This window comes from Aquimarina brevivitae (assembly GCF_004216895.1).
Lineage (GTDB): Bacteria > Bacteroidota > Bacteroidia > Flavobacteriales > Flavobacteriaceae > Aquimarina > Aquimarina brevivitae.
The window spans coordinates 8,894-25,147 of sequence record NZ_SGXE01000006.1; the positions used below are offsets into that span (position 1 = coordinate 8,894).

A 16,254-nucleotide genomic window follows, 5' to 3' on the forward strand; every position below is an offset into this window, starting at 1 on the left:
TGTGAGTTTGTGAGTTTGTGAGTTTGTGAGTTTGTGAGTTTGTGAGTTTGTGAGTTTGTGAGTTTGTGAGTTTGTGAGTTTGTGAGTTTGTGAGTTTGTGAGTTGGCTAGTTGTTGAGTTTGATTTTGTTTCAACTTACTTTATACTTAATACCTAGTACTTCTTAATTCTTAATTCTTCTGTCAAGTCAACTAAGCTCGACATAGCTTGTCTGGCTATCCAGAGACAGCAATTGGAACCTTAGGATGTTTTACCTGCAGTTTATCTCAAAAATGAATTCGCACTAGGGCTAGCGAAATTATAATCATACACCTTACAGGTGCCCATACCGGTTCGGCTTACGTAAAGAGTGATCGTACTATCATAGGATTGTCCTTCTTTATATTGCGTAAAAAACACATACCCTTTACCAAAATCTTCGTCATAGCCTGCGCTAGTGACCACCGTTTTGTCATAACTTGTATCCGTCAATTGTTCTACTACAGAATCAAAATCTGAATCCTCGGTAAACACCTCTTGCATATAGGTGGTTAATGCATCCGTATCTGTAATATGGGTTAGCATCGTCTCCCCTATTTGCTGCAAGTCTGCATTCGCAGCAATCATCGTAGGATCAAAGTGACCGGAGCATTTGCTTTCCATAAAATAAGCGATCATGTGCTTCGATTCATTGATGCCATCTAGCAACCACTGATCGTCGTTTTTAATGGTATACAGGTATATTTTACCCACCGCTTCGTTATTGAATATCAGATCAACCGTTAACACCGCACGATTTTCTTTTACATTTTTGTCTACTAACTTTAATTCTAACTCAGCAGGCATTTTTGCAAATTGTTTGAAACTACGCTGTCCTCCATCTTTTTCTGCAGTCCAGTAGGCTTCGGTACAAAGCACCTTGCCGCTTTCTACATCTTTTTGGTTGTTAATAGTTTCTATCGCATCGATGAGTTCCTCTTGGCCGATTATGCATTGAGCAGTAAGTAAACTAAGGATAATGGGAAGTATCTTCATAAGATTTAAAATAAAAAATTAGTAGTTATTAGGTTGTTTTACGAATCTATTGAGTTAGTATATTCTGCCTCCAAAAGTTTGGCAAAGTATTTCTTAGATTTTATGCTTTCATACTTAAATCCTGCCATAGTCAATCCATAGCCTATCAAGAAAAAGCTTAGCGGATGTATCATGTTTGGATTATATTTTCCATTGAGTATCGAGGCGGCAAAAACAGCTAGAAAAACCAGACCAAATGCACCACAGTGAAATATAACGTATAATAAGATACCTCCGTGCAACTTCATTTTGATAGTGACCTGAGTCTTATTTAAACTCGGTTGAATAGTTCCTATAATTCTTGGCAAAAATGGATTTTTAAACTTTACTATTCGGTTAATGCTGAATGAGGTATCATCAATGGTTCCTATATAATATTTAGGATTACTATGGCTATAAAATTCTGTCTTCGTATTCCTATTAAAGGATTCAATTATGCCCTCTAGCCTATGTAGAACTTCGTTTGAATTTAAGTCGGTATGATAGGTTATGTTTTCAACGGGTAAATATTTCATTGGTTTGGGCATCTATGGTTTTTAATTAGGTTACTGTTTTGATTTAGAGATCTAATTCTTTTCGTCGGAGGTTTGCTTTTTTTAGTAGCACGGTATCATTTAAGGTATTGGCCACGTCTAAAACGCTTATTACATGTTGTGGTTCTTTGCTTTGTAATACAATTTCGCATCTGGATACAAGAGTATCCCTATACTTTTTTCTAAAAATAGCGTCGTCTTTTAATCTGTCATTCGCAGTACCTACTATACCTTTCTCAAAATTAGCTAAAAGAAATTGAAAATAGTCTTTTGCGATCGTTTCATCCTTGGAGTCTTCTATAATGGTTTCTATAACAGCGCCTTTGTAAAAGAATAAATTATAATCATTGGAGCTAGGATAGGTGGTATAGTGCTGAGCTATACCTCGGCGCACTGACTGTTTCCAACGTTCACTGCGTTGCTCCCAATCCTTACATCTATATTGGATATGCTCCATATTGTATTCTTTTCTAAAAAACTCTTGCAATACCATCCAGTCATATGTGTTTTCGGGCGTAAGTTTTCTAAGGGTGGTCCAAAAAACAAATTCAGGCTGTGTATATCCATAAAACAGCGAACCCTCAGCATCATTACCAATAAAATCCTTTGCTAACACTTCAATTGATTTGATCTGATCCCAGGCAGGCTCAGCACTTGTAATTTCCTGATCAAAATAAGGGTCTATGAAGGGATACTTCTGATCCATATAGGATACACCGATGATGGTATCCCCAGCTTTTCGTTTTCGTTTGTAAATTAATTTATCCGTGTTGGGTGAAACTAATACCTCGGTGGTCGCTGCTAATTTTTGTAATCGATCCGGATCTTCGATGAGATCCGCTGCTGTAATATGCTCCACCACAAAATCTTCTCGCCCCGCTATATGTACTGCTACATAGAGCTTTTTAGTTTTTTTACGCCCAGGAAGCATAATAGGTACGTGAGGTAAGGCTACAATATCCAGGGTAGCATTTATATCATAATGATAACTTAAGGTAACCGCTACATCCTTAGTCTGAATGGTTTTTTCTGCTGAGAACTCTTCGCTATTACAAGCACTGATGAGGATTAGTACCCATAGTAGTAAGCTGATTCGCTTTAATATGTTACGATGTAATGTATGAGTTTCCATGATACAACTATTGAATAGGAATATGCTTAACTACTCTAACCCCTAGAGGCATATCTCTTAATTTGGGTAAAAAACCGGTTTTAGCAGCCGGTCTACAAAAGGCAGCATCAGACTGATAGCACCCACCTTTAACCATATAGTAAGCTCCATAATAATACCCACCAGGACCAAATTGATCCTGGACCCACTCCCATACATTACCGGTCATATCATACAATCCCAACGCATTTGGTGCTTTTTGTCCAACTACAGAAACCTTACCCCCAGTATTTTTGTACCAGGACATGGCATCTATATCATAGGCTTTATCGGGTTTATTATGTACTCCCCCCTTAGCCGCGTACTCCCATTCTGCTTCAGTAGGTAAACGGTATCCTTTAGTGGAGTTGTCTATTAGCAATCCACCATCACCATCATCTATGTAGTAAGGCTTGTACCCCGCCAGATCACTTAAACGATTACAAAACCGAACTGCATCCCACCAGGACAGATAGCCCGCAGGTTGCCCTGCTACAGTATCCATTAGTCTGTATGGAATATGTTGATCTACATACGCATCAGTAATTTTCATATACTGATCATAGGTCAACTCAAATTTTGCAATATAAAAATCTGAAACATTTTTTTTGGTTAGTCGTTCTCTACACGAATTAAATCTTTGATGAAAATATTGATGGTAGGGATCTTCCTCAGGACTACCCATTTCGAAACTACCCCCTTCTACAAAAATCAATTCCATATCCACTCCGTAAGCAGTTTCTAAGAAAAGGTCTTTTTGTTCTTGACTTACCGCTGCAAGTGTAAAAAAGAAAAATAATACCGTTAATGCGTGTACTCTCATTACTTATGTTGATGTTATGGTTGCTAGTTTTAGCTACTGTAGAACGTATTCTATTGCTAAGTATTATATTGCCTTTAAAAGTGTATTAGCACGGCATATTGGCGCTGATACCCAAAAAAAATAGAGCGCAAGGTAAATAAAACTATTTAGGGTATCACCAGTTGTTCTGGTTATGTTGAAATTTGATGGCAATACAGCCGTTGTACACAAACAGCTACCCGGCCATATCAATATCCTTCAACTCGTTTTCTTGTGCTTGTTTGGCTTTTGCGGCAGCATATTCGTACCCCTGTCGCCACCAGTTACCCATCAATTGTTTGTCGAATATCAAGGAGTTTTCTGTAAGTTTTGATGGTGTATAATACAGATTCAGTGGCACATCTTTATTAATGGCTGCCAATTTACCTACCACCGTATCGTGATGCTCTACTTGGTCTAACATAAAACCAAATAAATTGACCATCAAGGAAAAGGGATTTTTACCCAATACTTTATTATGCTCCATATTTTCGGACTCTAAGATGATCGCGTCTACTTCGGTAGCCCCACGTTTAATCGCCTCTCGTATCGGAACCATGCAACCAAAACCGCCATCGGCATATTCGCATTCGTTTTTGGTCACCAAACTCATAAAGGGCACGTAATTGCAAGAGATCCAGATCCAATCACAAAAATCTTCATAGGAGAACTCGTGGATGGATTTGTATTCCGTTTGGCTTTTGGTAAGGTTAGACACGGTTACGACGATATCCTTTACTTTTTTTCGGGCCAGCCTAAACTCCGACTCCGTAAAATTTCTACGAATCGCTCTTCTTAAGTTCTTGCTTTCACCAAAGGTGCGCTTCTTCTTCATAAATTGAATAAGCGATGCCATAAAATTTATAGAAACATACTCCCGGTTTCCTTTTTTACGAACTCTAAAGGGATTGACATTAAAAATAGTATGTTGATTAACATTGGTATAGATATCATACATCCGTTTGATATTACCAATGGCCAATTGAGGGATCAATAGGCTTCCGGTTGACGTACCCAAAAACAGGTCGTACTTTCGACCTTGTTCCTGTATCAGGTATTGAGCCACTCCTCCGGCATAGGCGCCCTTACTACCGCCTCCTGAGATTACAAGTGCACGCATAATTTAAAGTTCCATTTTTCTTCTTAAGTATTCCAGTTCAGATTGGGATAATTTTTCCTTTAAATCTACGTATTTCTTTTTAAATGTCTCTTTTTTTAATAAATCGTCTAAAATTTTTCGGCAAGCATCTCTAAATCGCCAATTGTAATGAGTAGCGCCATTGACCAAATGTAATAGTGCCTGGTCATTAAAGGCGTTCATACTTTCCAAGTACGAAAACGCATTTTGTCGTGTACTAAAATGGTGATCTGGACTGGTGTATGCCGTTAGTTCTTTAAAATATTGTGAATGTTTTGCTTGATTATACTCTGGCGTGCTAAGCGCCAACACCAACCATAATATTCTAACATTATTATCACTAAACCCAGTAATCGAGCTGGTCTCTTCTAAGTACTTCGCCCTATCTGCAGCAAAGTTGGCCCATAAATGATACAAGGCCGGTTCTATAGTGGCATAGGACGGATCTTGGAGCAGGGTTTCATATTGCTCCTTAAGAGCTATAGGAATTGTACTCATCGAACTTGCTATAGCCTGTCGTACAAATATATTATTGGTTTCAAAGGCTTTATCATAAATCGCAATAGCCTCTTGTGACGTATCCCCAGCCAATTGATATACTGCCTCCTGACCTAAATAGTTATTAACAGGAAATTCTAAAGCCTTCACTAAAGCCCCCCATTTACCGGCTAAAGGCTGTGTGCGTTCACCAGCAAGCGCCAGATACTTTTTGATAAAATCATACTCGGTTAATATAGCTAAGGCCTGCTGAGAAGGAAAACTGACATTCTCCAACCATTGCTGTTTAAAATTTGTAAGCTCTACCCCACTTACTTCAGTAGCAATCTCAAAGAAATCAGCAGTGCTTACATTGTCAAACTGATGTTGTTGTAAGTAATTATGAATGGTGATTTTAAAATTCGCTTTTCCGATCAATTTTTGTAACGCAAAAAGCGTCCAAGCTCCTCGTTGGTAAAAGGTCAATGAATTTGCCTTTGGGTCCAATAGTGAAGTAGCCTGCGGCGATTGGGACAAGGCTGTTAATTGCTCTGCACTTTCATATAACTTATACAAAAAATAGTCTTCTCCAAAAATCTTTCGCTCCGCCAATAACGCATAATATGTAGCGAAGCCTTCTTGCAACCAATGGTGCGTACCTTCGGTTTCGGTGACTAAATCGCCAAACCACTGATGCGCCAATTCGTGTGCATTGACATTGATATAATTGCGATCCTTGTAGGCGATACTATCCACTACAAAAGCATCTGAAAAAATAGTAGCCGTGGTGTTTTCCATCCCGGCATACAAAAAATCTTTCACTGGGACTTGTTTGTAGTTCTGCCAGGGAAATGCCACACCGATCTCATCTACAAGAAAATCAAAAATCTCTTTGTTATGTTTATAGGTAAATTTATAATCGAGAGAATCCTCGGGATAGATATAGTTTACTAATGGAATTCCATTTTTGGAAGTCTCTTCTACCTTATCATAGATACCAATCGCCATAGCTACCAAATAGCTACTCATTGGATGCGTCATATCATAATTCCACTGCTGTAGCGAATCGTTTAAAACCTTTGTTTCTTTTAGGGCTCCATTAGCAATTACTTCGTATCCTTTTTTGTACACCACAGAAAGGTCAAATTCAACTTTTTCATTCATATCATCAAAGCTAGGTAACCAGTTAGAGCTGTATTTACCCTGACCCTGGGTCCAGATTTGATCCCTACCCATATAATCTGGCACAAAATACAGTGCTTTTTTAGGCGAAGCCTTGTAGCTAATAGCAATAGTATGAGAAGTGTTCGCTGCTAATGGCTCAGTAATAGTGATCTTGTTATCTTGATACGTAAAAGGAACCACAGCAGCATCGAGTAATACTTGTGCTATCGTCATTCGCTGTGCATCTATAAAAAACGTAGCTGTCGCTTCTTTAACATCAAAGGTATACTGAACGGTACCGGTTATACTTTTAGTATCAAAGTCTGGTTGTACCTTAACTTTAGCTGTTATAAAATCTAGGGCTGGTTGTTCTTTTTGAGCATATGTTTTACGCCCAACAAAAAGACTGCAAAATACAGCCATACATAAAGTCAATAATCGCATACCAATGTTTCATCAATTCTTCTGCCAAAGTAACGAAAATCTAATGGCAATGTGACAAAAGGTAAAGAGAATCCCCTTTTTGAAAAATAAGAATCGCAAAGGAAAAACTTCAAAATCAAAGACTCACATACTGCCAACTAAGAAATAAGAACTACGAAGTACGAAGCATGAAGTATTGAGTATTAAGTACCTAATGTTGAAACAAAATTAAACTCATCAACTAGCCAACTCACAGACTCACGGACTCAAAGACTCAAAGACTCACATACTGCCAACTAAGAACTACAAACTAAGAACCACCAACTATCAATTACCAACTTCAAAGAAGGTCTCGATACAACCTGCTTCGCAGCCCACTCGACCTGACATCCATGAACTAAGATCTAAAGGCTAAGAACTACAAACTAATAACTGCCAACTACTAACCAAAACCAAAGTTTAAACACCCTACAGATTGACCCAAATTATTAATAATAGTATCTTCGCCTTAATGAAACCTAATATCCTACAAACGCCTATTGATTATCTTAAAGGTGTTGGCCCTAGCAGAGCGCAATTGCTACGGACCGAGTTAGGTATTCATACGTTTCAGGACCTGATTAACCTCTTTCCAAACCGGTATATCGATAAGACCAGATATTACAAAATTTATGAGCTGAGACCTACCAGTGCAGAGGTTCAAATTGTTGGTAAAATTGTCCATCTCAAAACCGTAGAACAAAAAAGAGGAAAACGCCTGGTAGCTACTTTCGTTGATGATACTGGTCAAATGGAATTAGTGTGGTTTAGAGGTCATAAATGGATTAGAGAAAACCTGAAACTAAACACGCCTTATGTCATTTTTGGGAAAACCAAATACTACAACGGTTACAGTATGCCCCATCCCGAGATGGAACTGCTTAGCACACATCAACAGTCTCTGCGGATTACGATGCAACCGGTATATCCCTCTACCGAAAAACTCTCTAACAAAGGAGTGACCAATCGTGTGATTAGTAAAATGATGGAAGCCTTATTTACAGAGACTCAGGTGAAATTTATGGAAACACTACCCGTAGGTATTCTCAGTGATTTGCATTTGATCTCTAAAAGTGAAGCAATGTTTAACGTACATTTTCCTAAAAATCAGGAATTGCTCGCCAAGGCGCAATATCGCTTAAAGTTTGAAGAGCTTTTTTATATTCAATTGCAACTACTGATCAAAAAGTTAGTGCGCAAACAAAAAATAAAAGGCTTTCCATTTACAGAAGTAGGAAGCTACTTCAATAACTTTTATAGTCATCACCTACCCTTTGAACTCACCAATGCACAAAAAAGAGTGATCAAAGAAATCCGAAATGATTTAGGCACCAGTGCACAAATGAATCGACTCTTGCAGGGGGACGTAGGCTCTGGTAAAACCATTGTTGGGTTAATGGCCATGTTATTGGCTATTGATAACGGTTTTCAAGCCTGTATTATGGCACCAACGGCAATCTTAGCGACTCAACATTTCCAAGGGATACAGGAGCTGGTCCAAGATCTGGACATTAACGTAAAGCTCTTAATGGGCAGCACTACCACCAAAGAACGCAGGCAAATCCACGAGGAATTGGAGCAAGGCAGCCTTCATATCCTGGTGGGGACTCACGCATTGCTTGAAGACAAGGTACAATTCCATAATTTAGGATTAGCCATCATTGACGAGCAACATCGTTTTGGAGTGGCCCAGCGGGCCAAACTGTGGCATAAAAATACCTATCCCCCACATATTTTGGTGATGACCGCAACGCCTATACCAAGAACCTTAGCCATGAGTGTGTATGGGGATTTAGATATTTCGGTTATTGATGAATTACCGCCAGGTAGAAAAAGTATCAAAACCGTACATCGCTATGACAGTAATCGCTTAAAGGTGTTTAAATTCATTGCTGATGAAATCAAAAAAGGCAGACAGATCTATATCGTTTATCCACTCATTCAGGAATCCGAAGCTATGGATTATAAAGACCTGATGGATGGTTACGAGAGTATTGCACGTTATTTTCCGCCACCGGATTATCAAATATCTATTGTTCACGGTCAAATGAAACCCGCTGATAAGGATTATGAGATGGAACGCTTTGTCAAAGGACAAACTCAGATCATGGTAGCCACTACCGTTATCGAAGTTGGGGTTAATGTACCCAATGCCAGTGTAATGATTATCGAAAGTGCAGAACGTTTTGGACTATCACAGCTGCATCAGTTGCGCGGCCGTGTCGGTCGTGGAGCAGAACAAAGTTATTGCATCCTAATGACCGGTCATAAATTATCAGAAGATAGTAAAACCCGTTTACAGACTATGGTTGCTACTAATGATGGTTTTGAAATTGCAGAGGTTGACCTTAAGCTACGTGGCCCAGGGGATATTATGGGTACACAGCAAAGTGGGGTATTAAATCTTAAGATTGCAGACGTGGTTAAAGACAATGAAATTCTCAAAACAGCCCGCTATTATGCCTTGCAAATTTTAAAAGAAGATCCTGCTTTAGAGAAAGAACAACACGCCATCGTTCGATATACGTATACTCAATTAGGCAAGCATAAAAATATCTGGAATTATATCAGTTGAGTTGATGATTGATAGTTTGTCGTTTATAGTTAATAGTTTCAGGTTTTACCCTCCATTTTTAACCGTGTAAGATTTGTTTTGTATTCAAAACCCTGAAGCTCTTAAAAACTTCTAGAAAAACCAATCTTGTTTTTAGCGTCCTAAAAAACACTTAAAAAAGAGTGCTTTTACCAGGATTTCATTTTCTTTGGATACTTTAAGTAAATGAACCCATAGTTGACAACGTATATAATCAAAAACAGAAGTGAATACCGCTACATTAATCAGTCAAATATTTCACGGAGCAGCACTCAATTCAGCGCATCTTACTTTTTTGGATAGTATTTTGGAAGAAATGTACATACCTAAAGGTACTACCCTTTTATCAGCCAATGACCCGGTTCATACACAATATTATGTGATCGATGGTTGCTTACGCACTTATTTCATTGATGAATCTGGTAAAGAACATACGTTACAGTTTGCGATTAAAGACTGGTGGATCAGTGATTATACCGCTTTTTTTAAAGAAGAAAATGCAATTATGCATATTGAAAGCCTTCAGGATACCACTGTTTATGGATTATCCCGAAAAAATATGGAGTCTATGTTTGAAGCGATTCCGCAATTAGAATCCTTTTTCAGGGTAAAATTAGAACGTGCTTTCTCCTCTTTTCAAAAACGAATACTGGCCAATTTATCCAAAACCGCCAAAGAACGCTATTTAGATTTTATACACACCTACCCTAACATTGAACAAAGCGTAAAAAACTATCATATCGCATCGTACTTAGGAATCACTACCGAAAGCTTAAGTAGAATACGGCGTCAATTGACAGCAGAATAGTTTCTTATCATAGATCAATTTTTATCCAACACTTTCCCTTTAATTTTACGGTATCTATAGGAAAAGATTAACAACACTTTACCTAAAGAGGCGTGTAGATTTTACTACCTTATACAGTTGTATAACGTACCATAACACACCTGATATCTATTAGGTTTAGTAATAACACAAAAAATAAATCGATGAAAAAAGTATTATTTGTACTAACTAGTCACGAGGAATTAGGAAATACAGGAGAAAAAACAGGATTTTGGGTAGAAGAATTTGCTGCACCCTATTATACCTTAAAGGATAAGGGAGTTGAAATTACGCTAGCATCACCTAAGGGAGGTCAACCGCCAATAGATCCTAAAAGTGAGCAGCCAGATTTTCAGACTGAAGCCACTAAACGATTTGATAAGGATACGGAGACCCAACAAAAATTAGCCAATACTAAAAAATTACAAGAGGTGGATCAGTCCGATTATGATGCTGTTTTTTATCCAGGAGGTCACGGACCCTTATGGGATTTGGCCACCAATAAGAACTCTATTTCCTTGATTGAAAGTTTTTATAATAACGATAAACCCGTGGCGGCCGTTTGCCATGCACCGGCGATTTTTAAAGAGGTGAAAAGCAAAGATGGCGCTCCGCTGGTAAAAGATAAAAAGGTTACAGGGTTCTCTAATACCGAAGAGGAAGCAGTACAACTAACAGATGTTGTTCCCTTCTTAGTCGAAGAGATGCTCAAAGAAAATGGCGGTGTCTACAGCAAAGCGGAAGATTGGAATCCACACGTAGTAACCGATGGCTTACTGATCACCGGTCAAAATCCAGCTAGTTCTGAGAAAGTAGCCGAAGAATTATTAACTAAGCTCAACTAAAACTATGTAGATAGTTTTGTTCTAATTATGTAGTTAAAATCGCTAAAGCATTGAATTCTGTTTTAGCGATTTTTTTATTGTTGATCGTACTGAGACGGATACTGCTACTTTTTTAGTATTTTGAATCACGGAACACAAAAGTAGTACGATATGAAATCAATAATACACCTATGCATGTTAGTTGTAATTCCGGTAGGAGTGCTTGCGCAAAACTTTGAGTTGGAACAGCCAAATATTACGAAACTCAAAGCACAGCAAGAACAATCCAACTACCAGCAAGACGTTTTGTATACCTATTTGCTGAACAATTATAAAGTATCATCCGATAAAACGGATGTAAAAATGTACGATTATAGTGAAAACATGATTTGTGCCTTTACCCAAGAATTTGAAAATGGTATTACCTATACCGAAGCACAGTGTAAAGAAGCAGGTGGCAAAACAATTACCCTGACCCTACCTCGAACAAATAAAGAAAGCTTAATACAATGGATCGAAGCCATGTTCCAAAGTACCGGAATGGATATTAAACATAGCTGGAATTCAGAAAAAACCATTTATCGCCCTGCGGATGAGGGAGCTGGATGTTATTACGAAATAAAAGAAACGGATATGAATACTCTTGTAAAAATTTATTGTGGCTGTTGAATCCATAGTAAATTGAAAGCTAGCTTAGCCTGGTTTCCTTGTATTTGAGATGAGTCGAAGTCTTAAAAGATTAAATCCTGGGTTCTTTTAGTTCGTCTTTTTTGGGTTTAGCTTATGTTACTGAAATTTGATGTCAATTTTCCAAAATCCATTTTAGCCAAAACTAATGTAACTTTTCCTGGTGTATAGATACTTATTTAGATATGAAAATCATTGCTCAGTATTGTGTCATCCTTTTTGGTTTGTTTTTGATTAGCGTTGGTATCTTAATGCTGGTAAACCCATCAAAAGCAAGATATTATTTAAGAAAAGCTGCTAGCACAGCATTTATCAACTATGCCGAAATTACCATACGTATGCTACCTGCTGGAGCATTGATCATCAGTGCTGAAATCGCTAAATATCCTATCGTATTTCAAGTATTGGGGTGGTTTATGTTAGCCACATCCCTGGTACTTTATACTGTGCCACGCAAAATGCATCATCAATATGCCTTGAAATCAGCCGATATCCTAAAACCCCTATGGGTTAGGGTATTGTCACCGATCCCCATCCTATTTGGCGTCTTTTTGGGTTATGCGGTATTGACCTTATAAATGCTATATTAGGAAGTGTAATCTTAATTTTAATATTATTGACTTATGGACATCCACTATTTATTTTGTTATTAGCATATATAAAAAGTACCTAAGCCAAACCTTGGTCCTGTTAAGAATATTTCTACTACACCAAACACCAACCTACTGACTTTCATTATGATAGTCAGGAAACTAAGAATTTACAATAGCATCAGATCGCAATTACAATAAAAACATTGCCTCCCCTTCTTATAACAAAACTTATCAACTAAGCCTGTAGATTAGCGGCGATCACCCTTAAGTTTTACGGTTATAGCCGCTGTAGTTCTCATTATTTTTTCATACATTACTATACTATAATTTATTGGTGCTTATTTCATTTGATAGAGCTTTACGCTGGTAAATACTTTTTACAGATATGGCTACAAAAAATAAAAATAACACAACTACAAACGCTGAGATACCTAAGGATTGGAGTGACTATCAGCATATCGACCTCGATGGGGATATTTATAAACAAATTTTTAACTATTCGATTATTCCTACGATTGTCCACGACTTACAGATGAATATCTTAAATGTTAATGATAGTGCGGTTTCCGCATTTGGTTTTTCTGAAGAAGAATTTTTAGAAAAAAGTGTATTCGAACTCCATACTGAAGATGAGATAAATCACTCAAATGTGATATTGCAGAAAATGAAAAACAAAGAGCAATTAAGCATTGAAACAAAGTTTAAACGAAAAGATGGATCTTTTTTTTATGCCAAAGCTACTCCTCGTAAATACCTTGTGGGGAATAAACCCCTTATCCACGTTTTTATTGAGGATATTACCGAACGTAAAATTGCCGCACAACAATTACAAGAGTATAACCAAGCCTTGGAACAACAGATAGCTAAGGTAAAAAGCCACGCAAAACAGTTAGAAGCCAAAAACAAAGAGCTTAAAGATTTTTCGTACGTGGCAGCACATGATTTAAAAGCACCCATCACCAATATATCAGTTCTGTCAGAAATGCTCCAACTGACTGAGGTAAAAGATGAACAGGACTTAGAAATTTTTGAACGCTTAAAGAAAAATATTAATCGTCTACATAATACCATTTATACGCTAAATGATGTACTTAATTTTAAATCAACCCTTAAAAACAAGAAAGAAACCCTTAATATTAAAGAAGTTTTTGATGAAGTAAAAAAAAGTATTGCAGAACAGATTAAAGCTGCAAATGCGAGTATTGAAGAAGATTTTGAAGCTATTGAACAGTTTACTTTTTCTTACATACATTTAAAAAGTATTTTACAAAATTTACTGACCAATGCCCTGAAGTATCGTGATCCTGAACGGCCCCTCCTGATTACAATTAAAACCACCCGAGAAAACGGACAGCTATGTCTATCGGTAAAAGATAACGGCTTAGGTTTCAATTCTGAAAAGTATGAAGAAAAAGTTTTTGGGCTTTTTAAACGTCTACATACCCACGTAGATGGTAAGGGCGTTGGAATGTACATTGTTAAATCCATTGTAGAAGCCAATGATGGAGAAATCTTTGTACATAGCATACCTGATAAGGGAACAGAATTTCGTATAATGTTAAAAATTTAAATCATGAGTAAGGTATTATTAGTAGAAGACAATGAAACTTCTAATTTTCTTGCTAAAATTATGCTGAGAAAAGCTGGTATTTTAAAAGTGGATGAGGCCTTAAACGGTAAAGAGGCATATGCACTCATAGAAAAATATTGTCCGGATTTTATTTTTTTGGATCTAAATATGCCTGTGATGGATGGTTGGGAATTTTTAGATGAACGTGAAGCAAAAGAATTATGTAATGGTGTTAAAGTAGCAATTTTAACCTCTTCCTCCCGTCCTGAAGACAGAAAAAAAGCAGAAAAATATTCCTGTGTTATTGCTTATTTCGAAAAACCATTGACCATGGAAAACATTGAATTCATTAAACAAAAATTACAAGTTTGATCGTGCTATATATCAAGATTCACTAAACAAGTTATAATTGAATATTCTTATTACCTTAGTTTTCTATAGAAACACCTGGACTTTATTACACTACAGAAATGTAGTTCACTAATCCAATTATCTAGGTAATATGAATAAAATCAGCACCCTATTTCTACTTTTAGCACTCCTGGCAGAAGTCATCGGAACTATTGGTGGGTTTGGTTCCTCGGTGTTTTTTGTACCGATCGCTAACTTCTATTTTGATTTTGAATCGGTTTTAGGGTTAACTGCGCTATTTCACCTGTCTAGTAACATCAGTAAAATCTTTCTATTCAAAAAAGGGTTAGACAAAAAGCTTTTGCTAACCATTGGTGTACCTTCCGTAATCTTTGTGGTCATAGGCGGATTCTTAACCAAAATTTTAGACTCTAGCGTTTTGGAGATCGTATTAGGCGTGTTTTTGGTAGCACTCAGTCTTTTGTTTCTCCTCAGAACAAGCCTGATCATCCTACCGAATACCAAAAACGCCATTACCGGTGGGGTATTATCTGGGTTCTCCGCTGGCCTCCTCGGAACCGGAGGCACCATTAGAGGATTGACCATGGCGGCCTTTAATTTAGAAAAGAATGTATTTATTGCCACCTCGGCCTTTATAGATTTCTTAATAGATTTTACCCGAACCTTTGTGTATTACGAAAATGGGTATATCCATCAGCACGATTTAATCTACGTTCCCTTTTTATTTCTGATAGGTTTAGTAGGTACGTATATCGGTAAAAAGGTTTTAAAGCTAATTCCACAAGAAAAATTTAGAAAAATCTCTTTGCTGCTCATCTTAACCATTGGATTAATTACCTTAGTGAATATTTTATTAAAACTCTTTTGATATGGCCATTTCCAAAGCATTAGCTGATGCAATAAAAGAAGTACTACTCCAGGGCAATTGGGTGTGTAACAATCTCAAAGATCAATTAAGAGAGGTAAACTGGCAACAAGCGACTCAACAACTTAAAGGCATCAATACTATAGCGCTTTTGACCTATCATATCAATTATTATATAGAAGGCTTGGTTAAAGTGTTGCAAGGAGGACCCTTAGACATAAAGGATAAGTTTAGTTTCGATATGCTACCCATTACTTCTGAAGCCCAATGGCAGGACCTACAAGACCGGTTATGGAATAACACTCAAAAGTTTTCTGACTTGACTGAACAATTAAGTGATGATCAGTTATTGGAAGCATTTGCGGATGCCAAATACGGAACAAACTATAGAAATATAGCAGGTATTATTAATCACACCTATTATCATCTAGGGCAAATTGCACTATTAAAAAAATTGACAGTTTAACAGCGTGGTTTATTTAGCAATCTCCGCTTTATCTGCTTCGGTTACCAAGGGATCAGCTATGGCTTTAGCTAATATAGCATCAAACGCGCCTTCTTTATTATGAAAAAGTAGCTGAACCAGCTCTTTAATACTAACACCTTCTTCATTTCGCTTTACCAAAGTAAATTCATCTCCGGCTTTCACTCCTCCATTTTCCAAAACACGTACATAGACCCCAGTCCTTAGCGATTGAATAAATTCTTTCAATACTTTTTGCGTTCCAAATCGTATACCTAATTTGAAACAAGGTTGCCTGGGTCTGGTAATTTGAACAAGGCTAGTTCCCATTTGATAGATATCTCCAATACGGATTTCGCTTTCATCAAAACCCTGCACAGTTACGTTTTCACCAAACATCCCATACTTCCAATCTAAAACAGGATACTTTTCTTTCCAATAGGCATAATGGTCCTCCCCATACAAGTAACATGCCTTATCCACGCCTCCATGATATCTGCGATCTACTACGGCATCGTGCAGCACATCTGTTTCGCCCACACTAATGCTAGCCACTGGGTATTTATAAATCCCAGTTTGGATCGTTTTTCCTCGCCATTGTACTGGGACTGCCTCTCCTCTATTGACTGATACGATCTTCATA

General features: G+C 37.5%; 16 protein-coding genes. 9 read left to right on the forward strand and 7 right to left on the reverse strand.

Annotation, left to right across the window (positions count from 1 at the left end; genetic code table 11):
• Positions 1-261: 261 nt before the first annotated feature.
• The 6 genes from EV197_RS15260 to EV197_RS15285 all read right to left on the reverse strand — a co-directional run bounded on the left by EV197_RS15260 (position 262) and on the right by EV197_RS15285 (position 6,779).
• Positions 262-1,014: a hypothetical protein gene (locus EV197_RS15260; protein WP_130287672.1), complete on the reverse strand. Its 753-nt coding sequence runs from the start codon at positions 1,012-1,014 to the stop codon at positions 262-264.
• A 38-nt stretch (positions 1,015-1,052) separates the two neighbouring features.
• On the reverse strand, positions 1,053-1,568 hold the full coding sequence (locus tag EV197_RS15265) for a hypothetical protein (protein WP_130287673.1): 516 nt from the start codon (positions 1,566-1,568) through the stop codon (positions 1,053-1,055).
• A gap of 43 nt (positions 1,569-1,611) precedes the next feature.
• Positions 1,612-2,718 (reverse strand): hypothetical protein, encoded by a 1,107-nt coding sequence (locus EV197_RS15270; RefSeq protein WP_130287674.1) that lies wholly within the window; start codon positions 2,716-2,718, stop codon positions 1,612-1,614.
• Between the two features lie 7 nt (positions 2,719-2,725).
• Positions 2,726-3,559, reverse strand: coding sequence for a formylglycine-generating enzyme family protein (locus EV197_RS15275; protein WP_130287675.1), 834 nt, complete (start codon positions 3,557-3,559; stop codon positions 2,726-2,728).
• Between the two features lie 214 nt (positions 3,560-3,773).
• On the reverse strand, positions 3,774-4,697 hold the full coding sequence (locus EV197_RS15280) for a patatin-like phospholipase family protein (protein WP_130287676.1): 924 nt from the start codon (positions 4,695-4,697) through the stop codon (positions 3,774-3,776).
• A 3-nt stretch (positions 4,698-4,700) separates the two neighbouring features.
• Positions 4,701-6,779 (reverse strand): M1 family metallopeptidase, encoded by a 2,079-nt coding sequence (locus EV197_RS15285; protein WP_207224222.1) that lies wholly within the window; start codon positions 6,777-6,779, stop codon positions 4,701-4,703.
• 511 nt (positions 6,780-7,290) lie between these two features.
• Here EV197_RS15285 and recG point away from each other — a divergent pair.
• The 9 genes from recG to EV197_RS15330 all read left to right on the forward strand — a co-directional run bounded on the left by recG (position 7,291) and on the right by EV197_RS15330 (position 15,614).
• On the forward strand, positions 7,291-9,393 hold the full coding sequence (gene recG, locus EV197_RS15290) for an ATP-dependent DNA helicase RecG (protein WP_130287803.1): 2,103 nt from the start codon (positions 7,291-7,293) through the stop codon (positions 9,391-9,393).
• 244 nt (positions 9,394-9,637) lie between these two features.
• Positions 9,638-10,219: a Crp/Fnr family transcriptional regulator gene (locus EV197_RS15295; RefSeq protein ID WP_242610754.1), complete on the forward strand. Its 582-nt coding sequence runs from the start codon at positions 9,638-9,640 to the stop codon at positions 10,217-10,219.
• Between the two features lie 182 nt (positions 10,220-10,401).
• Positions 10,402-11,082, forward strand: a complete 681-nt coding sequence (locus EV197_RS15300) for a type 1 glutamine amidotransferase domain-containing protein (RefSeq protein WP_130287678.1) — start codon at positions 10,402-10,404, stop codon at positions 11,080-11,082.
• A 150-nt stretch (positions 11,083-11,232) separates the two neighbouring features.
• The gene (locus EV197_RS15305) at positions 11,233-11,730 is read left to right on the forward strand and encodes a hypothetical protein (RefSeq protein WP_130287679.1); all 498 of its coding nucleotides are present in this window, start codon (positions 11,233-11,235) and stop codon (positions 11,728-11,730) included.
• Positions 11,731-11,933: 203 nt separating this feature from the next.
• Positions 11,934-12,326 carry a hypothetical protein gene (locus EV197_RS15310; RefSeq protein ID WP_165389069.1) on the forward strand — a complete coding sequence of 131 codons (393 nt, stop codon included), beginning with the start codon at positions 11,934-11,936 and terminating at the stop codon, positions 12,324-12,326.
• Between the two features lie 400 nt (positions 12,327-12,726).
• Entirely contained in the window at positions 12,727-13,911 is a 1,185-nt protein-coding gene (locus EV197_RS15315; protein ID WP_130287680.1) for a sensor histidine kinase, read from the forward strand.
• A 3-nt stretch (positions 13,912-13,914) separates the two neighbouring features.
• Positions 13,915-14,283, forward strand: a complete 369-nt coding sequence (locus EV197_RS15320) for a response regulator (protein WP_130287681.1) — start codon at positions 13,915-13,917, stop codon at positions 14,281-14,283.
• Positions 14,284-14,413: 130 nt separating this feature from the next.
• On the forward strand, positions 14,414-15,151 hold the full coding sequence (locus EV197_RS15325; protein WP_130287682.1) for a sulfite exporter TauE/SafE family protein: 738 nt from the start codon (positions 14,414-14,416) through the stop codon (positions 15,149-15,151).
• A 1-nt stretch (position 15,152) separates the two neighbouring features.
• A complete protein-coding gene (locus EV197_RS15330) occupies positions 15,153-15,614 on the forward strand; it encodes a DinB family protein (protein WP_130287683.1) in 462 nt (153 codons plus the stop codon).
• A 9-nt stretch (positions 15,615-15,623) separates the two neighbouring features.
• Here the strand turns inward: EV197_RS15330 and EV197_RS15335 are convergent, their stop codons facing one another.
• Positions 15,624-16,253 carry an MOSC domain-containing protein gene (locus EV197_RS15335; protein ID WP_130287684.1) on the reverse strand — a complete coding sequence of 210 codons (630 nt, stop codon included), beginning with the start codon at positions 16,251-16,253 and terminating at the stop codon, positions 15,624-15,626.
• Position 16,254: the final 1 nt, after the last annotated feature.